This window comes from Streptococcus pseudopneumoniae IS7493 (assembly GCF_000221985.1).
GTDB classification, from domain to species: Bacteria; Bacillota; Bacilli; order Lactobacillales; family Streptococcaceae; genus Streptococcus; species Streptococcus pseudopneumoniae.
This window is the reverse complement of the sequence record NC_015875.1, coordinates 260,390-278,315: the sequence shown is the minus strand read 5'-3', so window position 1 is coordinate 278,315 and position 17,926 is coordinate 260,390. Positions and strand designations below refer to the sequence as shown.

Here is a 17,926-nt window from a genome sequence, read left to right as displayed (position 1 = left end):
AACTAAATGACTATCAACTCTTTTGGAGCTAGGGTCAATAATTCACAACCTGTCTCTGTAATCAGGATATCATCCTCGATACGAACGCCATATTTGCCTTCGATATAGATACCTGGTTCATCGGTCAAGGCCATACCTGACTTAATAGTTTCTGTAGAAGTTTGGCTAAAGTAAGGCTCTTCATGGATATCCAGTCCAATACCGTGTCCGATACCGTGGGTAAAGTAGTCACCATAGCCTGCCTCGATGATAATATCACGAGGAATTTTGTCAAAGTCACGGAAACCTAAGCCAGCCTTAGCCTGTTCAATCAAGGCTTGGTTAGCTTTTAGAACTGTATTGTAAATCTCTGCTTGCTCGTCGCTGACATGCCCCAGATAGATAGTCCGTGTCATATCACTGACATAGTGGTCGTAGAGGCAACCGAAGTCCATGGTAATAGCTTCTCCTAGCTCCACTGGTTTGTGCATAGGATGGGCATGGGGTTTGGAAGAGTTGATACCGCTAGCTAGGATAGTGTCAAAAGACAAGCCAGATGCTCCCAACTCACGCATACGGAAGTCAAGGAAGTTGGCTATTTCAATCTCTGTCTTTCCTGGTTTGATAAAGTCAAGCGCATCGCGGAAAGCTTGGTCTGAGATAGAACAAGCCTTACGAATAGCTGCAATCTCCGCTTCATCCTTAATCATTCGAAGACCTTCGACAAACTGAGTTTGTGGAAGCAAGTCAATTCCTTCAAAGGCGGCCTGCATACGGTGATAATAAGAGACTGAAATCTCATCTTCAAAACCGATTCGAGATAAGCCCATGTCCTTAACAATTCCTGTAATGACAGCCAATTCATCACGGTCAGCCACAATCTCAAAGCCACTGGTTTCTTGCTTAGCTGCAATGATATAGCGAGAGTCTGTCACCAAGACCTGACGGTCGCGGCTGATAAAGACTGTTCCGTTTGAGCCCCAAAAACCAGTCAAGTAGTAGACGTTTTTAAGATTATTGATGATGATACCATCTAGTTCTTTTTCTTGCATTTTAGCTAGAAATGCTTGTACGCGTTTATTCATGATGTAATTTTCCTTTCAAATAATGTCCTGTGTAGCTGGCTTCCTTGGCCGCTACTTCTTCTGGAGTTCCTGTTGCGATGATGGTTCCACCACCGACACCGCCCTCAGGTCCCAAGTCAATAATATGGTCTGCCGTCTTGATAACATCCAGATTGTGCTCAATGACAAGAACTGTATTGCCATCATCGACAAAGCGAGCTAAAACCTTGAGCAAGTGAGCGATATCCTCGGTATGGAGTCCTGTCGTCGGCTCATCCAGAATGTAGAAAGATTTTCCTGTCGATCGTTTGTGGAGTTCACTAGCCAGCTTCATACGCTGGGCTTCTCCCCCAGAAAGGGTGGTAGCTGGTTGCCCTAGCGTCACATAGCCCAGTCCCACATCCTTGATAGTCTGAAGTTTACGCTGAATTTTCGGAATGTGTTGGAAAAACTCCACCGCATCATTGACGGTCATATCCAAGACCTGCGAGATATTTTTTTCCTTGTAATGAACTTCTAGGGTTTCACTATTGTAGCGGGTTCCGTGGCATACTTCACAAGCCACATAAACATCTGGCAAGAAGTGCATCTCAATCTTGATGATCCCATCGCCTGAACAGGCTTCACAGCGACCACCCTTGACGTTGAAACTGAAACGGCCCTTCTTGTAGCCTCGAATCTTGGCTTCGTTTGTCTGGGCAAAAAGGTCACGTATATCGTCAAAAACTCCTGTATAGGTAGCAGGGTTAGACCTTGGCGTTCGTCCGATAGGGCTCTGGTCAATGTCAATCAATCGGTCTACATGCTCAATCCCTGTAATAGTCTTAAATTTACCAGGCTTGTCTGAATTACGGTTGAGCTTCTGGGCAATGGCTTTTTTGAGGATGCTGTTGATCAAGGTAGACTTGCCTGAGCCCGACACCCCTGTCACTGCGATGAATTTTCCTAGTGGGAAGCGAGCAGTAACATTTTGCAAGTTGTTCTCACGCGCTCCTGTCACCTCGATAAAACGACCATTTCCGACACGGCGCTCTTCTGGTACTGGAATGGCACGTTTACCTGACAAGTACTGGCCTGTGATAGACTTACTGTTACGAGCTACCTGCTTGGGCGTACCTGCAGCAACAATCTCTCCACCAAAAACACCGGCACCGGGACCAACGTCAATCAGATAATCAGCCTCACGCATGGTATCTTCGTCGTGTTCCACTACTATGAGAGTATTGCCCAAGTCACGCATCTTTTTGAGACTAGCAATCAGACGGTCATTATCCCTCTGGTGGAGACCGATTGACGGCTCATCTAGGATATAGAGGACGCCAGATAGATTGGAACCAATCTGGGTTGCCAAACGAATACGCTGGCTTTCCCCACCTGAAAGGGTTCCTGCTGAACGTGACAGAGTCAGATAATTAAGACCCACATTATTAAGGAAGGTCAAACGATCCTTGATTTCCTTGAGAATGGGACGAGCAATGATGGCTTCATTTTCAGACAAGGTCAGCTGGCTCACCAAGTCCAAGTGGTCTGCGATAGATAGGTCTGAAATGTCTCCGATATGCGGCCCTTGCTCGCCACCCACACGAACAGACAAGGCCTGGTCATTGAGACGATAGCCGTGACAGGTTCCGCAGGTCAGCTCATTCATGTAGAGACGCATCTGGGTGCGGGTATAATCGCTGTTTGTCTCGTGATAACGACGCTTGATATTATTGATAACTCCCTCAAAAGGAATGTCAATATCGCGCACACCACCAAATTCATTCTCATAGTGGAAATGGAATTCCTTGCCATCTGAGCCGTAGAGAATCAAGTTTTTATCTTCTTCTGACAAGTCCTCAAAAGGCTTATCCATATCCACTCCAAAGGTCGTCATAGCCTGCTCTAGCATGTTTGGATAGTAGTTGGATGAGATAGGATTCCAAGGTGCTAGCGCTCCCTCACGTAAGGTCTTGCTGGCGTCTGGCACTACCAAATCAGTATCCACCTCCAACTTGATGCCCAAACCGTCACACTCACTACAAGAGCCAAAAGGAGCATTGAAGGAGAAGAGACGTGGCTCTAACTCTGGAACAGTAAATCCACAAACTGGGCAGGCATAATGCTCAGAGAAGAGCAACTCCGAATCGTCCATAGTGTCGATAATGACATAGCCTTCTGCGATACGAAGGGCAGCCTCAATGGAATCAAAGAGACGACTACGAATGCCCTCCTTGATGACAATACGGTCAACCACGACATCGATATTGTGTTGCTTGCTCTTGGACAAGTCTGGCACTTCGGTCACATCATAGACTTCCCCATCCACACGGACACGGACATACCCATCTTTCTGAACCTTCTCGATAACACTCTTATGTTGACCTTTTTTCTTGCGGATGACAGGGGCCAAAATCTGCAAGCGCTGGCGTTCAGGTAACTCCAAAACCTTATCAACGATTTGCTCCACCGAAGAAGCCTTGATAGCTCCATGCCCCTTGATACAGTAAGGCGTCCCCACACGTGCGTAGAGAAGACGCAGATAGTCATTGATTTCAGTCGTTGTTCCCACCGTCGAACGAGGGTTTTTGCTAGTCGTTTTCTGGTCGATGGAAATAGCTGGGCTGAGACCATCAATAGCATCTACATCTGGTTTTTCCATATTTCCCAAGAACTGACGAGCGTAGGCGGACAAACTCTCTACATAGCGACGTTGTCCCTCCGCATAGAGGGTATCAAAAGCCAGACTGGACTTCCCTGAACCTGACAAGCCAGTCACGACAACCAACTTGTCTCGCGGAATCTCCACATCAATATTTTTTAAATTATGGGCACGCGCCCCATGAATGACAATTTTATCTTGCATCTTTGTTCTTTCTAGTCCATTATTGCTTACCATTATACCAAAAAAAGTGAGATTCTATTACCCAAAAGGCCGATTTTGTAGTATAATAGTACGGTGTGAAAAAATCTGAAAAATGAGAAAGGATAAGGGATATGAAACAAGTTTTTCTCTCTACAACAACTGAATTTAAAGAGATCGATACGCTTGAACCGGGTACTTGGATCAATCTCGTCAATCCGACTCAAAATGAATCACTCGAAATCGCCAACACCTTCGATATTGATATTGCCGACCTTCGAGCACCGCTCGATGCGGAAGAAATGTCTCGTATTACCATTGAAGACGAGTATACCCTGATTATCGTAGACGTGCCGGTCACGGAGGAAAGAAATAACCGCACCTACTACGTAACCATACCGCTTGGTATTATCATCACTGAGGAAACCATTATCACTACGTGTTTGGAACCACTACCTGTCCTTGATGTCTTTATCAACCGTCGTTTGCGTAATTTCTATACCTTCATGCGCTCACGTTTTATCTTCCAGATTCTCTATCGCAATGCAGAGCTTTACCTAACAGCCCTTCGTTCAATCGACCGCAAGAGTGAACAAATCGAAAGTCAACTGCATCAATCAACTCGTAATGAAGAATTGATTGAGCTCATGGAATTGGAAAAAACTATCGTCTATTTCAAAGCCTCCCTCAAAACAAATGAGCGCGTGATTAAGAAATTGACCAGTTCAACCAGCAATATCAAGAAATACCTTGAGGACGAAGACCTGCTTGAAGACACCCTGATTGAAACCCAACAGGCCATCGAGATGGCAGACATTTATGGAAACGTCTTGCATTCTATGACAGAGACCTTTGCCTCTATCATTTCTAACAACCAGAACAACATCATGAAAACCTTGGCCCTTGTGACCATCGTCATGTCCATCCCAACCATGGTCTTTTCTGCCTACGGTATGAACTTTAAGGATAATGAAATCCCCCTAAACGGAGAGCCAAATGCCTTCTGGTTAATCGTCTTTATCGCCTTTGCTATGAGTGTCTCGCTCACTCTCTATCTCATCCATAAAAAATGGTTCTAAGAGGAGTTCCTATGTCTCAAATTGATCTACAAAAATTAACTAAGAAAAACCAAGAGTTTGTCCACATTGCTACCCAACAATTCATCAAAGATGGGAAAACAGACGCTGAAATCCAGACTATTTTTGAGGAAGTCATTCCCCAAATCCTTGAGGAGCAATCTAAAGGTACAACTGCCCGTTCCCTATACGGCGCACCAACTCATTGGGCTCATAGCTTCACTGTCAAAGAGCAGTACGAAAAAGAGCATCCAAAAGAAAATGATGATCCAAAACTGATGATTATGGACTCAGCTCTTTTCATCACTAGCCTCTTTGCCCTTGTCAGCGCCCTCACAACCTTCTTTGCGGCAGATCAAGCTTTCGGCTATGGATTGATTACTCTTCTATTAGTTGGACTGGTTGGTGGATTTGCCTTCTACTTGATGTACTACTTTGTTTACCAATACTATGGACCAGATATGGATCGCAGTCAACGTCCACCTTTCTGGAAATCTGTACTAGTTATCCTAGCTTCTATGTTCCTTTGGTTGCTTGTCTTCTTTGCAACAAGCTTCCTACCAGCTAGCCTTAACCCAGTACTGGATCCATTGCCACTAGCTATTATTGGAGCAGCCCTCCTAGCCCTTCGCTTCTATCTCAAGAAACGCTTGAATATCCGTAGTGCAAGTGCAGGACCAACACGCTATCAAGAATAAGAAAACGATAAAAGCAACTGCAGGTGCGGTTGCTTTTTCACTTACTTTTTTGATTTTAAAGTATTCTTCTGACATCCACATAGCTCCATCTAATCTTTTGTGATAAAATAGGCTCATACTCAATGAAAATCAAAGAGCAAACTAGGAAGCTAGCTGCAGGTTGCTCAAAGCACAGCTTTGAGGTTGCAAATAAAACTGACGTGGTTTGAAGAGATTTTCGAAGAGTATTAAAAGTATTCTTCTGAAATCCCACATAGCTTTCTCTTATATTTTGTGATAAAATAGGCTCAATCTATTTCTAGGAGGATCAGATATGATTTCTACTATTGGTATTGTTAGTTTATCTAGTGGCATTATCGGAGAGGACTTTGTCAAACACGAAGTAGACTTGGGTATCCAACGTCTCAAGGATCTGGGACTCAATCCTATCTTTTTGCCCCATTCGTTAAAAGGATTAGACTTTATCAAGGACCATCCTGAAGCTCGTGCAGAGGATTTGATTCATGCCTTTTCTGATGATAGCATCGACATGATCCTATGTGCCATCGGTGGAGACGATACCTATCGCTTGCTACCTTATCTTTTTGAAAATGACCAACTCCAAAAGGTTATCAAACAAAAAATTTTTCTTGGCTTCTCGGATACAACCATGAACCACCTCATGTTGCATAAATTAGGAATCAAGACTTTTTATGGTCAATCCTTTTTAGCAGACATTTGTGAATTAGACAAAGAAATGCTAGCCTATAGCCTTCACTACTTTAAAGAATTGATTGAGACGGGAAGAATTTCAGAAATCCGCCCTAGTGACGTTTGGTATGAGGAACGAACTGATTTTAGTCCCACGGCCCTGGAAACACCTCGTGTCAGTCATACAAATACAGGTTTTGACTTGTTGCAAGGAAGTGCTCAGTTCGAGGGGAAAATCCTCGGTGGTTGCCTCGAATCCCTCTACGATATCTTTGACAACTCTCGATACGCAGATAGCACGGAGCTCTGCCAAAAATACAAACTTTTCCCTGACTTGTCAGACTGGGAAGGGAAAATCCTCTTGCTCGAAACAAGCGAAGAAAAGCCTAAGCCAGAAGACTTCAAAAAGATGTTGCTAACTTTAAAGGACACTGGCATATTCGCGGTCATCAATGGACTCTTGGTCGGAAAACCTATGGATGAAACTTTCCATGACGACTATAAAGAGGCACTATTGGATATCATTGACAGCAATATCCCGATTGTCTATAATCTGAATGTCGGCCACGCAACTCCAAGAGCCATTGTTCCCTTTGGCGTTCACGCCTATGTAGATGCACAGGAACAAGTCATTCGCTTTGACTATAACAAAAAATAAATAGTTTCTCTATTTTTGTGCTTTTGTATTGGTTTTCGTTACAATTTGTATCTGAATTTATTGCATTTCGCTAATTTCTATGGTATCCTTTTGAAGGAGGTGTATATGACAAAACAAAAAATTAATCGAATCGTAGGTTCTATTGGTGCCTTTATTGGAATTATAGTATTTATTGCCTACATACCTCAAATTATCGCTAATTTACAAGGAAATAAAGCTCAACCATTTCAACCTTTATCAGCTGCTATATCTTGCTTAATCTGGGTTATTTATGGATGGACAAAGGAACCTAAGAAGGATTGGATACTAATCATTCCAAATTCAGCTGGTGTTATTTTAGGTGGAATCACTTTTTTGACTTCACTCTAACAAATCTAATAGTATATATAAAAAGCTGGGAAAAATTTCTCAGCTTTTTTCTATATTCTCAGATATGCTAGTTACCTGTACACACTAATTCCTGCTTTTCCATTCACAATCATTCTCGTGGTCATCAACTAGCCCTGCAGCCTGTAGAAAAGACAAGACAGCGACTGGTCCTGTGAACTTGAAGCCTCGTTTTTTGAGATCTTTGGCTAATTTCTCAGACAAAGGTGTTTTAGCTGGGGCTTGGCGGTAATCGGGAACATCGTTAACAATCGTTTTCCCCTCAACAAAAGACCAAAGATAGGCATCAAAAGAGCCATGGTCTTCCTGTAGTCGTAGAAAGGCTTGGGCGTTAGCGCGTGTAGCAAAAATCTTGGCTCTATTTCGGATGATGGCTGGATTATCCAGCAAGTCTTCCAATTCAGTATCGGTCATTTCTGCGACCGCTTGAATTTGATAGCCATAAAATGCTTCTCGGAAAGCTTGACGTTTGTTGAGCACCGTTTCCCAAGACAGACCATGTTGAGGCGGTAAGTTTGCTAGTCAAGGAGTAAAACGACGAAGATTAGCATTTACTTCCGCCCATGCGATAGCTGTCCGTGATTGACAAGTGCTAGCACGCAGACAGAACGGAGATAGCGAACCGCTGAGTGTGTCGCTCTGCTCGTAAAAGCTTAGAAACCTTTGAACGAAAGGGATAATGAAAGCCTTGATTGCAAGGCTTTTTGCTTTATGGTGGGTAAGTATCAGAGTGAGAAAATTTTTGGAATGAGTAGAAGTGATAGCTAGAAATTATCAGTTTCTATTTCCATTTACCCTGTGGGTACGTGTTTGTTTCCATTGACAAGGAGTTTGTGGGAATAGAAATGTACCCACCTTGTTTGAATCAAGTGAAGTGTAGTTGAAGGAAATCTGTTGAAAGCAATACTTCATTTTACCGAATAAGTAATAATTTAGGCAACTTCAAATCGATTAAAAAAAACTATTTTAAAGGTTAAGAGTAGACAAAAATTGTCCACTCTTTTTTGCAAACTCAATTTATCAATAAATGAAATGAGGGAATGTAAAATGAAATATTTTGAGGTTGAGTTAGAAAATCCTGATGAATTTTTAAAACTACAAACAGAAGATTTTGTGAAAGCTAATCGCTTGCTACTAAGGAAGATAATCCAGAGCGTTACAGTCTATGAAGAAAACTTCGTCATATCCTTTAAATCTGGCATCGAATTGGAAGTATGAGTCTCATTCCATAACTTTTATATTGAACATATCATCTTGTTGTGTTATACTATAAATTGATATAAACAAAGATGTAGGAGGAACCGAAACTATGACAGCCTCAATGCGTTTAAGATAAGCTGGCAATAAAAAAAGCAGAATCTATACCCGATGATAGGCTTTTTTGTTGTGCTTATTTATACGATATTGAGCATTCATTAGTTACGGTGAGGATATTGGTTATTTAACTATACCTTTATTTAACTATGTCTTTAATATGAATGTTTCCAAATTGTATGTATGCAGACCAAAAGCCACATTGTGGGGTTTGGCCTGCATTTTTTATTGCCTAGAATGCTATTCAAAATAGAAATTCAAGCAAAATAATATGCAGGAGATAATATAAATGGAAAAATACAACAATTGGAAACGAAAATTTTATGCAATATGGGCAGGGCAAGCAGTATCATTAATCACTAGTGCCATCCTGCAAATGGCGATTATTTTTTACCTTACAGAAAAAACAGGATCTGCGATGGTCTTGTCTATGGCTTCATTAGTAGGTTTTTTACCCTATGCGATTTTGGGACCTGCCATTGGTGTGCTAGTGGATCGTCATGATAGGAAGAAGATAATGATTGGTGCCGATTTAATTATCGCAGCAGCTGGTGCAGTGCTTGCTATTGTTGCATTCTGTATGGAGCTACCTGTCTGGATGATTATGATAGTATTGTTTATCCGTAGCATTGGAACAGCTTTTCATACCCCAGCACTCAATGCGGTTACACCACTTTTAGTACCAGAAGAACAGCTAACGAAATGCGCAGGCTATAGTCAGTCTTTGCAGTCTATAAGCTATATTGTTAGTCCGGCAGTTGCAGCACTCTTATACTCCGTTTGGGATTTAAATGCTATTATTGCCATCGACGTATTGGGTGCTGTGATTGCATCTATTACGGTAGCAATTGTACGTATACCTAAGCTGGGTAATCAAGTGCAAAGTTTAGAACCAAATTTCATAAGGGAGATGAAAGAAGGAGTTGTGGTTCTGAGACAAAACAAAGGATTGTTTGCCTTATTACTCTTAGGAACACTATATACTTTTGTTTATATGCCAATCAATGCACTATTTCCTTTAATAAGCATGGAACACTTTAATGGAACGCCTGTGCATATTTCTATTACGGAAATTTCCTTTGCATTTGGGATGCTAGCAGGAGGCTTATTATTAGGAAGATTAGGGGGCTTCGAAAAGCATGTATTACTAATAACAAGTTCATTTTTTATAATGGGGACCAGTTTAGCCGTTTCGGGAATACTTCCTCCAAATGGATTTGTAATATTCGTAGTTTGCTGTGCAATAATGGGGCTTTCGGTGCCATTTTATAGCGGTGTGCAAACAGCTCTTTTTCAGGAGAAAATTAAGCCTGAATATTTAGGACGTGTATTTTCTTTGATCGGAAGTATCATGTCACTTGCTATGCCAATTGGGTTAATTCTTTCTGGATTCTTTGCTGATAAAATCGGTGTAAATCATTGGTTTTTACTATCAGGTATTTTAATTATTGGCATTGCTATAGTTTGCCAAATGATAACTGAGGTTAGAAAATTAGATTTAAAATAAACAATATTGGAGGAAATGTTATGGAATTAATATTAAAAGCAAAAGACATTCGTGTGGAATTCAAAGGACGCGATGTTTTAGATATAAATGAATTAGAAGTATATGATTATGACCGTATTGGTTTAGTAGGAGCAAATGGTGCTGGAAAAAGCACTTTACTCAGGGTACTTTTAGGAGAATTAACTCCCCCAGGATGTAAAATGAATCGTCTGGGTGAACTTGCCTATATTCCCCAGTTGGACGAAGTAACTCTGCAGGAGGAAAAAGATTTTGCACTTGTAGGCAAGCTAGGTGTTGAGCAATTAAATATACAGACTATGAGCGGTGGTGAAGAAACAAGGCTTAAAATAGCACAGGCCTTATCGGCACAGGTTCATGGTATTTTAGCGGATGAACCTACGAGCCATTTAGACCGTGAAGGAATTGATTTTCTAATAGGACAGCTAAAATATTTTACAGGTGCACTGTTAGTTATTAGCCATGACCGCTATTTTCTTGATGAAATAGTAGATAAAATATGGGAACTGAAAGATGGCAAAATCACTGAGTATTGGGGAAACTATTCTGATTATCTTCGTCAGAAAGAGGAAGAACGTAAGAGCCAAGCTGCAGAATACGAACAATTTATTGCGGAACGTGCCCGATTGGAAAGGGCTGCGGAGGAAAAGCGAAAACAGGCTCGTAAAATAGAACAGAAGGCAAAAGGTTCTTCAAAGAAAAAAAGTACTAAAGACGGAGGGCGTTTAGCTCATCAAAAATCAATAGGAAGTAAGGAAAAAAAGATGTATAATGCTGCTAAAACCCTAGAGCACAGGATTGCGGCCTTAGGAAAAGTAGAAGCTCCGGAAGGCATTCGCAGAATTCGTTTCAGGCAAAGTAAAGCATTGGAGCTCCATAATCCATACCCTATAGTCGGTGCAGAAATTAATAAAGTATTTGGGGATAAGGCTCTGTTTGAAAATGCATCTTTTCAAATTCCGTTAGGAGCAAAAGTGGCGTTAACTGGTGGTAATGGAATCGGAAAAACAACTTTAATCCAAATGATCTTAAACCATGAAGAAGGAATTTCTATTTCGCCTAAGGCAAAAATAGGTTACTTTGCACAGAATGGTTACAAGTACAACAGTAATCAGAATGTTATGGAGTTTATGCAGAAGGATTGTGACTACAATATATCAGAAATTCGTTCAGTGCTAGCATCTATGGGGTTCAAACAGAACGATATTGGAAAAAGTTTATCTGTTTTAAGCGGTGGAGAAATTATAAAATTGTTGCTTGCTAAAATGCTCATGGGTAGATATAACATCCTAATAATGGATGAACCCAGTAACTTCCTTGACATACCAAGTTTAGAGGCTTTGGAAATACTAATGAAGGAGTACACCGGAACTATCGTGTTTATCACCCACGATAAACGATTACTCGAAAATGTAGCAGATGTAGTTTATGAAATTAGAGATAAGAAAATAAATCTGAAACATTAAATTTAAGGTAGTCGCTGGTCAGTATAGTCTGTTCTGGTTGGCGACTCCATTGTTAAAGAGTATAAAGACTTTAGATTTTATGAATATTAAAAATAGGAACAGTCAATTGAACTGCTCCTATTTTTCTGCTAAATATATTGTAGTTTTCTTATATGTATAATGATAGATTAGCGGATTCTCATCTACGGTACTTACTTCAAATATGAAGAAGTGATCGCGGTTATCTCTGGACTTTTCCTTATTGAGGACAAAGTAATTCTTACGTGAAGTCGCCATTGTTTTTAGGATATCATCAGTTAGGAAGGTCAATGGAATATTCATGTTAGAGTAGCGGTAGAAGTCACGTTCAAAATCTTGGTAGCTCTCGCTATAATAGTCCATTTGTAGGTGATTACGCTGAAACTCAAGCTGATTCATAGAGCACCTCCTCGACAAGTTCAATACTAATAATGTCTTTTAATTTCAAATTGATGTGACCTGTTGTAGTTTTTATCAAAATGAAATCTTTGGTCAGACTTGGTATTGTTCCAGTGTAGGAAACACGCTTGTTTTTTTCAATCACTTGAATGCGTGTGCGTAGCTGCCCGGCGTATACTTGACTGAGGAGTAATAATTTCTTCTCTAGTGATAAGTCAGACATGTACGTTACTTTGTTTGTATCATCAGAGAGTGCTGATGCATGTTCAGATAGGAAAAAGCCCATCCATTTTTGCATCTTTGTATCCTGGTACTCTCTTGCTGATTGAAATGGTAAATATGAACGGTCAATCATATCAAATCCTTTCTATGCAGAGGCAAGGGTATTTTTATCAAATTGAATCGTAAAACCTTGAATTCCCCCACCTGTGTAACATTCTTTAAAGCGATTGATTACCTCAGTATAGATTATCACAGATGAGCTTGTTGGCTTAATGCTAAATGTAAATTCCAATGGTAATCGGTTTTCAGATTTAGCATGTACTAGTCGTATCGATATTTCAGTTGTTTTGAGTTTTCTCTGACGAAGTTTTGAAGTTGCTGTTTCAACGATTCCATGTAAAAATCTTTCAAGCATTTCAATATCATTACATCCTTTGCTACGGATTTCTGAAAATTGTACTGTATTTTTTTCTTGTTTCATTTTAATCCCTCCAATCCACCCGCGGAATGACCACCGATAAGTTTACTGCGTTCAATATTTCTGGAACCTTCAGTTAGGACGGTTCCTTTTTGTATGGCTAAAAAACCAAACTGTTCTCTGACAACATCAATAGCTGTCTGAAGTCTATTATCTTTTTCAATTTGTTCTACATCATCAAAGAGTGATAGTAGAGTATAGCTTTCATCTACGAAGCCACTATAAGATACACCAATTTGTCTCACTGCACCAGAGGTGTATTTTTTCGGAATAATACAAGTACATGACTCACCATTGTTTTGGGGAGATTTGCGGGTTCAATTTTATTCTGAGCATTTATAGATTTTTTCATCTCAGTCCTAGAATAGCCAATATGAATAGAAACGACAGTAGTCAATACTAGGGCTACTGTTCCGTTCCACAGTATCATTTAAAAATCATTTTCACACCCTTTCGTCTATTAGTATAGAAGAAAGCTCTCAGCACAGCCTGATAGGTTTCCATACACAACAACTCAAACAATGCTTGGTCATCATGGAGGGGTTGACCCCACTCCTCATCATGATAGGCAATGTAGAGCGGATTGGTCACCTTGACCCACGAACAACGTTTTGTCATGCTCTGCTCCTATTTGACCAACATTTTAAGGGCCGACTTGATATAGTTCTCAGCTGTATCTGTCGTTCCTTCAAAGAATTTCTTGATTTTCTTGAGTTCGGTCGCCTTGTATCCCAGTGCCAACATGGCTTCCATGGCTTCTTCCAATTCTTGGTTTTCAGCGCTTGCTTGCACTGCGACCTTAGCAGGAAGGTCATCTCCAGCAACTACTACCTTGCCTTCCAAGTCCAGCACCATCTGCTGGGCTGTTTTCTTGCCAATTTTAGGGAACTTGGTCAAGTAGGTAATATTCTTGGTTTCGATGGCTTGAACCAAGCCAGCATTGTCATCAGCAGCGATAATAGCAAGAGCTGATACAGGACCAATCCCAGAGACCGAAATCAGACTGAGAAAGAGCTTTTTCTCGTCTTCTGAGCGAAATCCATAAAGCAGATGAGCGTCCTCACGCACGACTTGATGCACATAAATTTGAGTTTCTTGGTTGACCTGTCCTGAGTAAGCATAGGGATTAGCCACATGCAGGATATAACCGATACCATTGATTTCAATAACAATGTATTTGGCAGTGATTTTGGTAATGATTCCTTTTAAATATTCGTACATAGTGTTCCTTCTCTCTTATTTCGTTTATCTAGTATATCATATTTTCTTTATCCGAGGAGCGAGAATCGATTATCACAAATACAGTATATCAAAAACAATCGGTATTTATCTGTTGACATATTCAAAATTAAGTACTATAATCATCTGTAATTGAATAACTATCTTCAGGGCAGGGTGCAATTCCCTACCGGTGGTATAGCCCACGAGCCGAAAGGCATGATTTGGTGAAATTCCAAAGCCGACAGTATAGTCTGGATGAAAGAAGATAAAAGTATATTTGTGCTTTTTGCGTGCTCTGAAATGATTACTTGTCATTTCAGAGCATTTTTGTTAATCGCATAAGTTTTCTTTTGTATGCCTTGAGTAGTCCCCTATTCAAGGTATATTTTTTTGGAGGTAGTGAGATGAGCGATTCAAAATATATGAAATTAGCAATAAAACTGGCACAAAAAGGGGCTGGTTACGTCAATCCCAATCCTATGGTTGGCGCAATTATTGTAAAAGATAATCACATTATCGGACAAGGTTATCATGAGTTTTTTGGTGGCCCACATGCTGAGAGAAATGCTCTTAAAAACTGTAGAAAATCCCCTGTCGGAGCGACGCTTTATGTAACACTTGAACCCTGTTGTCACTTCGGGAAAACACCTCCCTGTATAGATGCTATAATCGATAGTGGTATTACAAGAGTAGTCATTGGAAGCCTAGACTGTAATCCTATTGTATCTGGAAAAGGAGTAAAGATACTTGAGGAAAATAATCTTCAAGTTACTGTTGGAATTTTAGAAAATGAGTGTCTTAACTTAATAAAAAGTTTTAGAAAGTATATTACCCAGCATGTACCCTATGTTTTTATGAAATATGCAATGTCAATGGATGGAAAAATAGCCACTAAAACAAATCAATCCAAATGGATTACTGAAGAAGAAGCAAGAAAGCATGTGCATCAATTACGACACCATGTTAGTGCAATTATGGTGGGAGTCAATACTGTTATTCAAGACGATCCTTTGCTGACATGTAGATTGGAGGAAGGGAAAAATCCTATCCGTATCATATGCGATACACATTTACGAACTCCTCTTACCTCTAAAATCGTAAAAACAGCAAATGATATTAAAACTTACATTGCCACTTCCTCTGAAGACAAAAATAAAATGAAGCTATATCAAAATCATGGCTGTGAAATACTTTCCATAAAGAAAAAAGGCAATCATATAGACTTATCGAGTTTAATGCAACATCTAGGAAACATGCAGATTGATAGCCTAGTTCTAGAAGGGGGCAGTCTAATGAATTGGAGTGCTTTGGAACAACAAATTGTTGATGAGCTGAAAATATATATTGCACCAAAAATTTTTGGAGGCAGTGCCAAGTTTCCTGTCGGAGGTGAAGGCATTTCTTTGCCAAATGACGCTATTAGATTGAAACCTTATGCTTTTTCTCAAATAGGAAATGACTATCTCATAGAAAGTGAAGTGATTTATCCATGTTCACAGGAATAATTGAAGAAATCGGAAAAGTTGAAAGAATACAGAAAGACTCTCGTAATTGTAAACTATCAATTAAAGCCTCAAAAATATTAACGGATATCCATTTAGGCGATAGTATAGCAGTAAATGGTATCTGTCTTACAGTTACTCATTTCAATCATCAATCCTTTACAGTTGATGTAATGAATGAAACATGGAGTCGAACAGCTCTTACTCTATTAAAACATGGAAGTGAGGTGAATCTAGAAAGAGCCTTATCTGTCAACGGTCGACTTGGGGGTCACGTCGTTACAGGACACATTGATGGTACAGGAAAAATCTCGTCAATAAAAAAAGATAATAATGCTGTATGGTATCAAATCAACACACAAAAAGAAATTTTAGATTTAATAGTTGAAAAAGGATCTATTACAATTGACGGCATTAGTCTGACTGTCGCTAAAGTCTCCAAAGTAAACTTTTCAGTATCTGTTATCCCTCATACCTTGGAACAAACCATTCTTAAGAGTAAACAAGTCGGGAGTACAGTAAATCTTGAAAATGATATCTTAGGTAAATATGTGCAAAAACTGATGGATAATTCTCCAAAATCAGAAATATCTAAGGAACTATTATATCAAAATGGATTTTAGCAGAAAGGATAATCAGTCAATGGAATATCGAAAAATACAAGAAGCATTAGAAGCATTGCAGAAGGGACGACTTGTTCTTGTTATAGACGATAAGGATAGAGAAAATGAAGGAGACTTAATTTGTTCTGCACAAGCAGCTACAACAGAAAATGTTAATTTTATGGCTACTTATGCCAAAGGATTAATTTGTATGCCTATGAGCGAAAGTTTAGCTAATCAATTAATGCTTTCACCTATGGTTGAAAACAATACAGATAATCATAAGACTGCTTTTACAGTTTCAATTGATTATAAAGAAACGACCACAGGTATTTCTGCCGAGGAAAGAGGACTGACCGCACGTATGTGTGTAGCTGAAGATATAATACCCTCTGATTTTCGCAGGCCAGGACACATGTTTCCTTTAATTGCAAAAAAAGGTGGTGTTCTAGAAAGAAATGGACACACAGAAGCAACTGTTGATTTATTAAAATTAGCTGGACTAAAAGAGTGTGGCCTATGTTGTGAAATAATGAATCATGATGGCAAAATGATGAGAACAGATGATTTAATTCAGTTCTCGAAGAAACACAAGATTCCACTAATTACCATCAAAGAATTACAAGAATATAGAAAAGTATATGATCAGCTGGTAGAACGAGTTTCAACTGTCAATATGCCTACTAGATACGGTAATTTCAAAGCAATTAGCTATATAGATAAACTAAATGGGGAACATCATCTTGCTCTTATTATGGGAAACATAGAGGATGAAGCCAATGTATTATGTCGGGTCCACTCCGAATGTTTAACAGGAGATGTTTTAGGCTCTTTACGTTGCGATTGTGGACAGCAATTCGATAAAGCTATGAAAATGATTGTTGAGAATGGTTCGGGTGTCTTACTTTACTTGCGACAGGAGGGACGAGGAATTGGACTTATCAATAAATTAAAAGCCTATCATTTACAAGATCAAGGCATGGATACGCTTGATGCCAATCTTGCATTAGGCTTTGAAGGTGATTTAAGAGAATATCATATTGGAGCACAAATGCTTAAAGACCTAGGACTACAGTCACTACATTTACTGACAAATAATCCTGACAAAGTTGAACAGTTAGAAAAATATGGAATTACCATTTCCAGTAGAATACCAATCGAAATAGAAGCCAATCCTTACGATAGTTTTTATTTAGAAACAAAGAAAAATCGAATGGGTCACATTTTAAATATGGAGGAAAAATAAATGAACACTTATGAAGGTAATTTAGTAGCGAACGATATTAAAATCGGTATTGTTGTAGCGAGATTTAATGAATTTATAACTTCAAAATTATTATCTGGAGCACTGGATAATCTCAAAAGAGAGAATGTAAACGAGAAAGATATCGAGGTGGCCTGGGTTCCAGGAGCTTTTGAAATACCTCTGATTGCATCAAAAATGGCAAAAAGTAAAAAATATGATGCAATTATCTGCTTAGGAGCTGTCATTAGAGGGAATACAAGTCATTATGATTATGTATGTAGCGAGGTATCTAAGGGAATCGCCCAAATCAGTTTAAATAGCGAAATCCCAGTTATGTTTGGTGTGCTAACGACAGATACAATTGAACAAGCCATAGAACGAGCTGGCACTAAAGCAGGAAATAAGGGTTCTGAGTGTGCACAAGGCGCTATTGAAATGGTCAACCTAATTCGTACATTAGACGCATAGAACAGACTCTACTTTTAGACGAATAAAGAAACTTGGCAAAATCGCAATTTAATACTCTGTGAAAATCATAG

Annotated in this window: 18 protein-coding genes, 2 pseudogenes and 1 riboswitch; of the genes and pseudogenes, 11 read left to right on the top strand and 9 right to left on the bottom strand. The window is 39.6% G+C overall.

All coding sequences use genetic code 11. From position 1 onward, the window contains the following. Nucleotides 1-2: 2 nt before the first annotated feature. Together SPPN_RS01620 and uvrA are read right to left on the bottom strand one after the other, a co-directional pair. On the bottom strand, nt 3-1,064 hold the full coding sequence (locus SPPN_RS01620) for a M24 family metallopeptidase (protein ID WP_001042864.1): 1,062 nt from the start codon (nt 1,062-1,064) through the stop codon (nt 3-5). Next, entirely contained in the window at nt 1,057-3,888 is a 2,832-nt protein-coding gene (uvrA, locus tag SPPN_RS01615) for an excinuclease ABC subunit UvrA (protein ID WP_001152847.1), read from the bottom strand. The genes SPPN_RS01620 and uvrA overlap by 8 nt, the downstream gene beginning before the upstream one ends. A gap of 131 nt (nt 3,889-4,019) precedes the next feature. Between uvrA and SPPN_RS01610 the strand changes: the two genes are divergently transcribed. The 4 genes from SPPN_RS01610 (at nt 4,020) to SPPN_RS01595 (ending at nt 7,376) form a co-directional block, all read left to right on the top strand. Then, nucleotides 4,020-4,964 carry a magnesium transporter CorA family protein gene (locus SPPN_RS01610; protein ID WP_000815629.1) on the top strand — a complete coding sequence of 315 codons (945 nt, stop codon included), beginning with the start codon at nt 4,020-4,022 and terminating at the stop codon, nt 4,962-4,964. An 11-nt stretch (nt 4,965-4,975) separates the two neighbouring features. Further along, nucleotides 4,976-5,659, top strand: coding sequence for a DUF1129 domain-containing protein (locus SPPN_RS01605; protein ID WP_000078022.1), 684 nt, complete (start codon nt 4,976-4,978; stop codon nt 5,657-5,659). A 313-nt stretch (nt 5,660-5,972) separates the two neighbouring features. Further along, on the top strand, nt 5,973-7,007 hold the full coding sequence (locus tag SPPN_RS01600) for a S66 family peptidase (protein ID WP_000626028.1): 1,035 nt from the start codon (nt 5,973-5,975) through the stop codon (nt 7,005-7,007). A 105-nt stretch (nt 7,008-7,112) separates the two neighbouring features. Further along, complete coding sequence (locus SPPN_RS01595; RefSeq protein WP_000166114.1) at nt 7,113-7,376, top strand: SemiSWEET family transporter; 264 nt, start codon at nt 7,113-7,115, stop codon at nt 7,374-7,376. An 84-nt stretch (nt 7,377-7,460) separates the two neighbouring features. Here SPPN_RS01595 and SPPN_RS01590 read toward each other — a convergent pair. Further along, nucleotides 7,461-7,898 (bottom strand): annotated as a pseudogene (locus tag SPPN_RS01590) (DNA-3-methyladenine glycosylase I); the annotation flags it as partial. A gap of 543 nt (nt 7,899-8,441) precedes the next feature. Here SPPN_RS01590 and SPPN_RS01585 point away from each other — a divergent pair. The 3 genes from SPPN_RS01585 (at nt 8,442) to msr(D) (ending at nt 11,699) form a co-directional block, all read left to right on the top strand. Continuing rightward, the gene (locus SPPN_RS01585) at nt 8,442-8,612 is read left to right on the top strand and encodes a hypothetical protein (protein WP_000873143.1); all 171 of its coding nucleotides are present in this window, start codon (nt 8,442-8,444) and stop codon (nt 8,610-8,612) included. A 385-nt stretch (nt 8,613-8,997) separates the two neighbouring features. Further along, entirely contained in the window at nt 8,998-10,215 is a 1,218-nt protein-coding gene (gene mef(A) / locus SPPN_RS01580) for a macrolide efflux MFS transporter Mef(A) (RefSeq protein WP_000417519.1), read from the top strand. 20 nt (nt 10,216-10,235) lie between these two features. Next, on the top strand, nt 10,236-11,699 hold the full coding sequence (gene msr(D), locus SPPN_RS01575) for an ABC-F type ribosomal protection protein Msr(D) (protein ID WP_000420314.1): 1,464 nt from the start codon (nt 10,236-10,238) through the stop codon (nt 11,697-11,699). 117 nt (nt 11,700-11,816) lie between these two features. Here the strand turns inward: msr(D) and SPPN_RS01570 are convergent, their stop codons facing one another. The 6 genes and pseudogenes from SPPN_RS01570 to ruvA form a co-directional block, all read right to left on the bottom strand. Beyond that, a complete protein-coding gene (locus tag SPPN_RS01570) occupies nt 11,817-12,116 on the bottom strand; it encodes a DUF5960 family protein (protein WP_001072467.1) in 300 nt (99 codons plus the stop codon). Further along, complete coding sequence (locus SPPN_RS01565) at nt 12,103-12,471, bottom strand: hypothetical protein (protein WP_000567222.1); 369 nt, start codon at nt 12,469-12,471, stop codon at nt 12,103-12,105. The genes SPPN_RS01570 and SPPN_RS01565 overlap by 14 nt, the downstream gene beginning before the upstream one ends. 12 nt (nt 12,472-12,483) lie before the next feature. Beyond that, nucleotides 12,484-12,819, bottom strand: coding sequence for a DinB/UmuC family translesion DNA polymerase (locus tag SPPN_RS01560; RefSeq protein ID WP_000806926.1), 336 nt, complete (start codon nt 12,817-12,819; stop codon nt 12,484-12,486). Continuing rightward, nucleotides 12,816-13,061: a hypothetical protein gene (locus SPPN_RS01555; protein ID WP_001813542.1), complete on the bottom strand. Its 246-nt coding sequence runs from the start codon at nt 13,059-13,061 to the stop codon at nt 12,816-12,818. Before SPPN_RS01555 ends, SPPN_RS01560 begins: the two co-directional genes overlap by 4 nt. Nucleotides 13,062-13,248: 187 nt before the next feature. Beyond that, nucleotides 13,249-13,434, bottom strand: a pseudogene (locus SPPN_RS01545) (DNA-3-methyladenine glycosylase I); the annotation flags it as partial. Between the two features lie 9 nt (nt 13,435-13,443). Next, the gene (gene ruvA, locus SPPN_RS01540) at nt 13,444-14,037 is read right to left on the bottom strand and encodes a Holliday junction branch migration protein RuvA (RefSeq protein WP_000273402.1); all 594 of its coding nucleotides are present in this window, start codon (nt 14,035-14,037) and stop codon (nt 13,444-13,446) included. A 156-nt stretch (nt 14,038-14,193) separates the two neighbouring features. Beyond that, nucleotides 14,194-14,308: riboswitch (FMN riboswitch) on the top strand. A gap of 133 nt (nt 14,309-14,441) precedes the next feature. Here ruvA and ribD point away from each other — a divergent pair. Genes ribD through ribH form a run of 4 tightly spaced genes read left to right on the top strand, consistent with a single transcriptional unit; the run spans nt 14,442 to nt 17,855 of the window. Then, nucleotides 14,442-15,542, top strand: a complete 1,101-nt coding sequence (ribD, locus tag SPPN_RS01535) for a bifunctional diaminohydroxyphosphoribosylaminopyrimidine deaminase/5-amino-6-(5-phosphoribosylamino)uracil reductase RibD (protein ID WP_001284090.1) — start codon at nt 14,442-14,444, stop codon at nt 15,540-15,542. Beyond that, a complete protein-coding gene (ribE, locus tag SPPN_RS01530) occupies nt 15,527-16,162 on the top strand; it encodes a riboflavin synthase (protein ID WP_000493848.1) in 636 nt (211 codons plus the stop codon). The genes ribD and ribE overlap by 16 nt, the downstream gene beginning before the upstream one ends. A 19-nt stretch (nt 16,163-16,181) precedes the next feature. Then, nucleotides 16,182-17,387, top strand: coding sequence for a bifunctional 3,4-dihydroxy-2-butanone-4-phosphate synthase/GTP cyclohydrolase II (locus tag SPPN_RS01525; protein WP_007284770.1), 1,206 nt, complete (start codon nt 16,182-16,184; stop codon nt 17,385-17,387). Beyond that, the gene (gene ribH / locus SPPN_RS01520) at nt 17,388-17,855 is read left to right on the top strand and encodes a 6,7-dimethyl-8-ribityllumazine synthase (RefSeq protein ID WP_001099497.1); all 468 of its coding nucleotides are present in this window, start codon (nt 17,388-17,390) and stop codon (nt 17,853-17,855) included. The last annotated feature ends 71 nt before the right edge of the window (nt 17,856-17,926 follow it).

Bases quoted from the DNA above. Each gene is read 5' to 3' on its own strand.
- SPPN_RS01525 (WP_007284770.1), top strand. From the start codon at position 16,182: ATGGAATATCGAAAAATACAAGAAGCATTAGAAGCATTGCAGAAGGGA.
- SPPN_RS01565 (WP_000567222.1), bottom strand. From the start codon at position 12,471: ATGATTGACCGTTCATATTTACCATTTCAATCAGCAAGAGAGTACCAG.
- SPPN_RS01570 (WP_001072467.1), bottom strand. From the start codon at position 12,116: ATGAATCAGCTTGAGTTTCAGCGTAATCACCTACAAATGGACTATTAT.
- uvrA (WP_001152847.1), bottom strand. From the start codon at position 3,888: ATGCAAGATAAAATTGTCATTCATGGGGCGCGTGCCCATAATTTAAAA.
- SPPN_RS01595 (WP_000166114.1), top strand. From the start codon at position 7,113: ATGACAAAACAAAAAATTAATCGAATCGTAGGTTCTATTGGTGCCTTT.
- SPPN_RS01610 (WP_000815629.1), top strand. From the start codon at position 4,020: ATGAAACAAGTTTTTCTCTCTACAACAACTGAATTTAAAGAGATCGAT.
- SPPN_RS01605 (WP_000078022.1), top strand. From the start codon at position 4,976: ATGTCTCAAATTGATCTACAAAAATTAACTAAGAAAAACCAAGAGTTT.
- SPPN_RS01585 (WP_000873143.1), top strand. From the start codon at position 8,442: ATGAAATATTTTGAGGTTGAGTTAGAAAATCCTGATGAATTTTTAAAA.
- ribH (WP_001099497.1), top strand. From the start codon at position 17,388: ATGAACACTTATGAAGGTAATTTAGTAGCGAACGATATTAAAATCGGT.
- SPPN_RS01560 (WP_000806926.1), bottom strand. From the start codon at position 12,819: ATGAAACAAGAAAAAAATACAGTACAATTTTCAGAAATCCGTAGCAAA.
- ruvA (WP_000273402.1), bottom strand. From the start codon at position 14,037: ATGTACGAATATTTAAAAGGAATCATTACCAAAATCACTGCCAAATAC.
- ribD (WP_001284090.1), top strand. From the start codon at position 14,442: ATGAGCGATTCAAAATATATGAAATTAGCAATAAAACTGGCACAAAAA.
- SPPN_RS01600 (WP_000626028.1), top strand. From the start codon at position 5,973: ATGATTTCTACTATTGGTATTGTTAGTTTATCTAGTGGCATTATCGGA.
- ribE (WP_000493848.1), top strand. From the start codon at position 15,527: ATGTTCACAGGAATAATTGAAGAAATCGGAAAAGTTGAAAGAATACAG.
- SPPN_RS01620 (WP_001042864.1), bottom strand. From the start codon at position 1,064: ATGAATAAACGCGTACAAGCATTTCTAGCTAAAATGCAAGAAAAAGAA.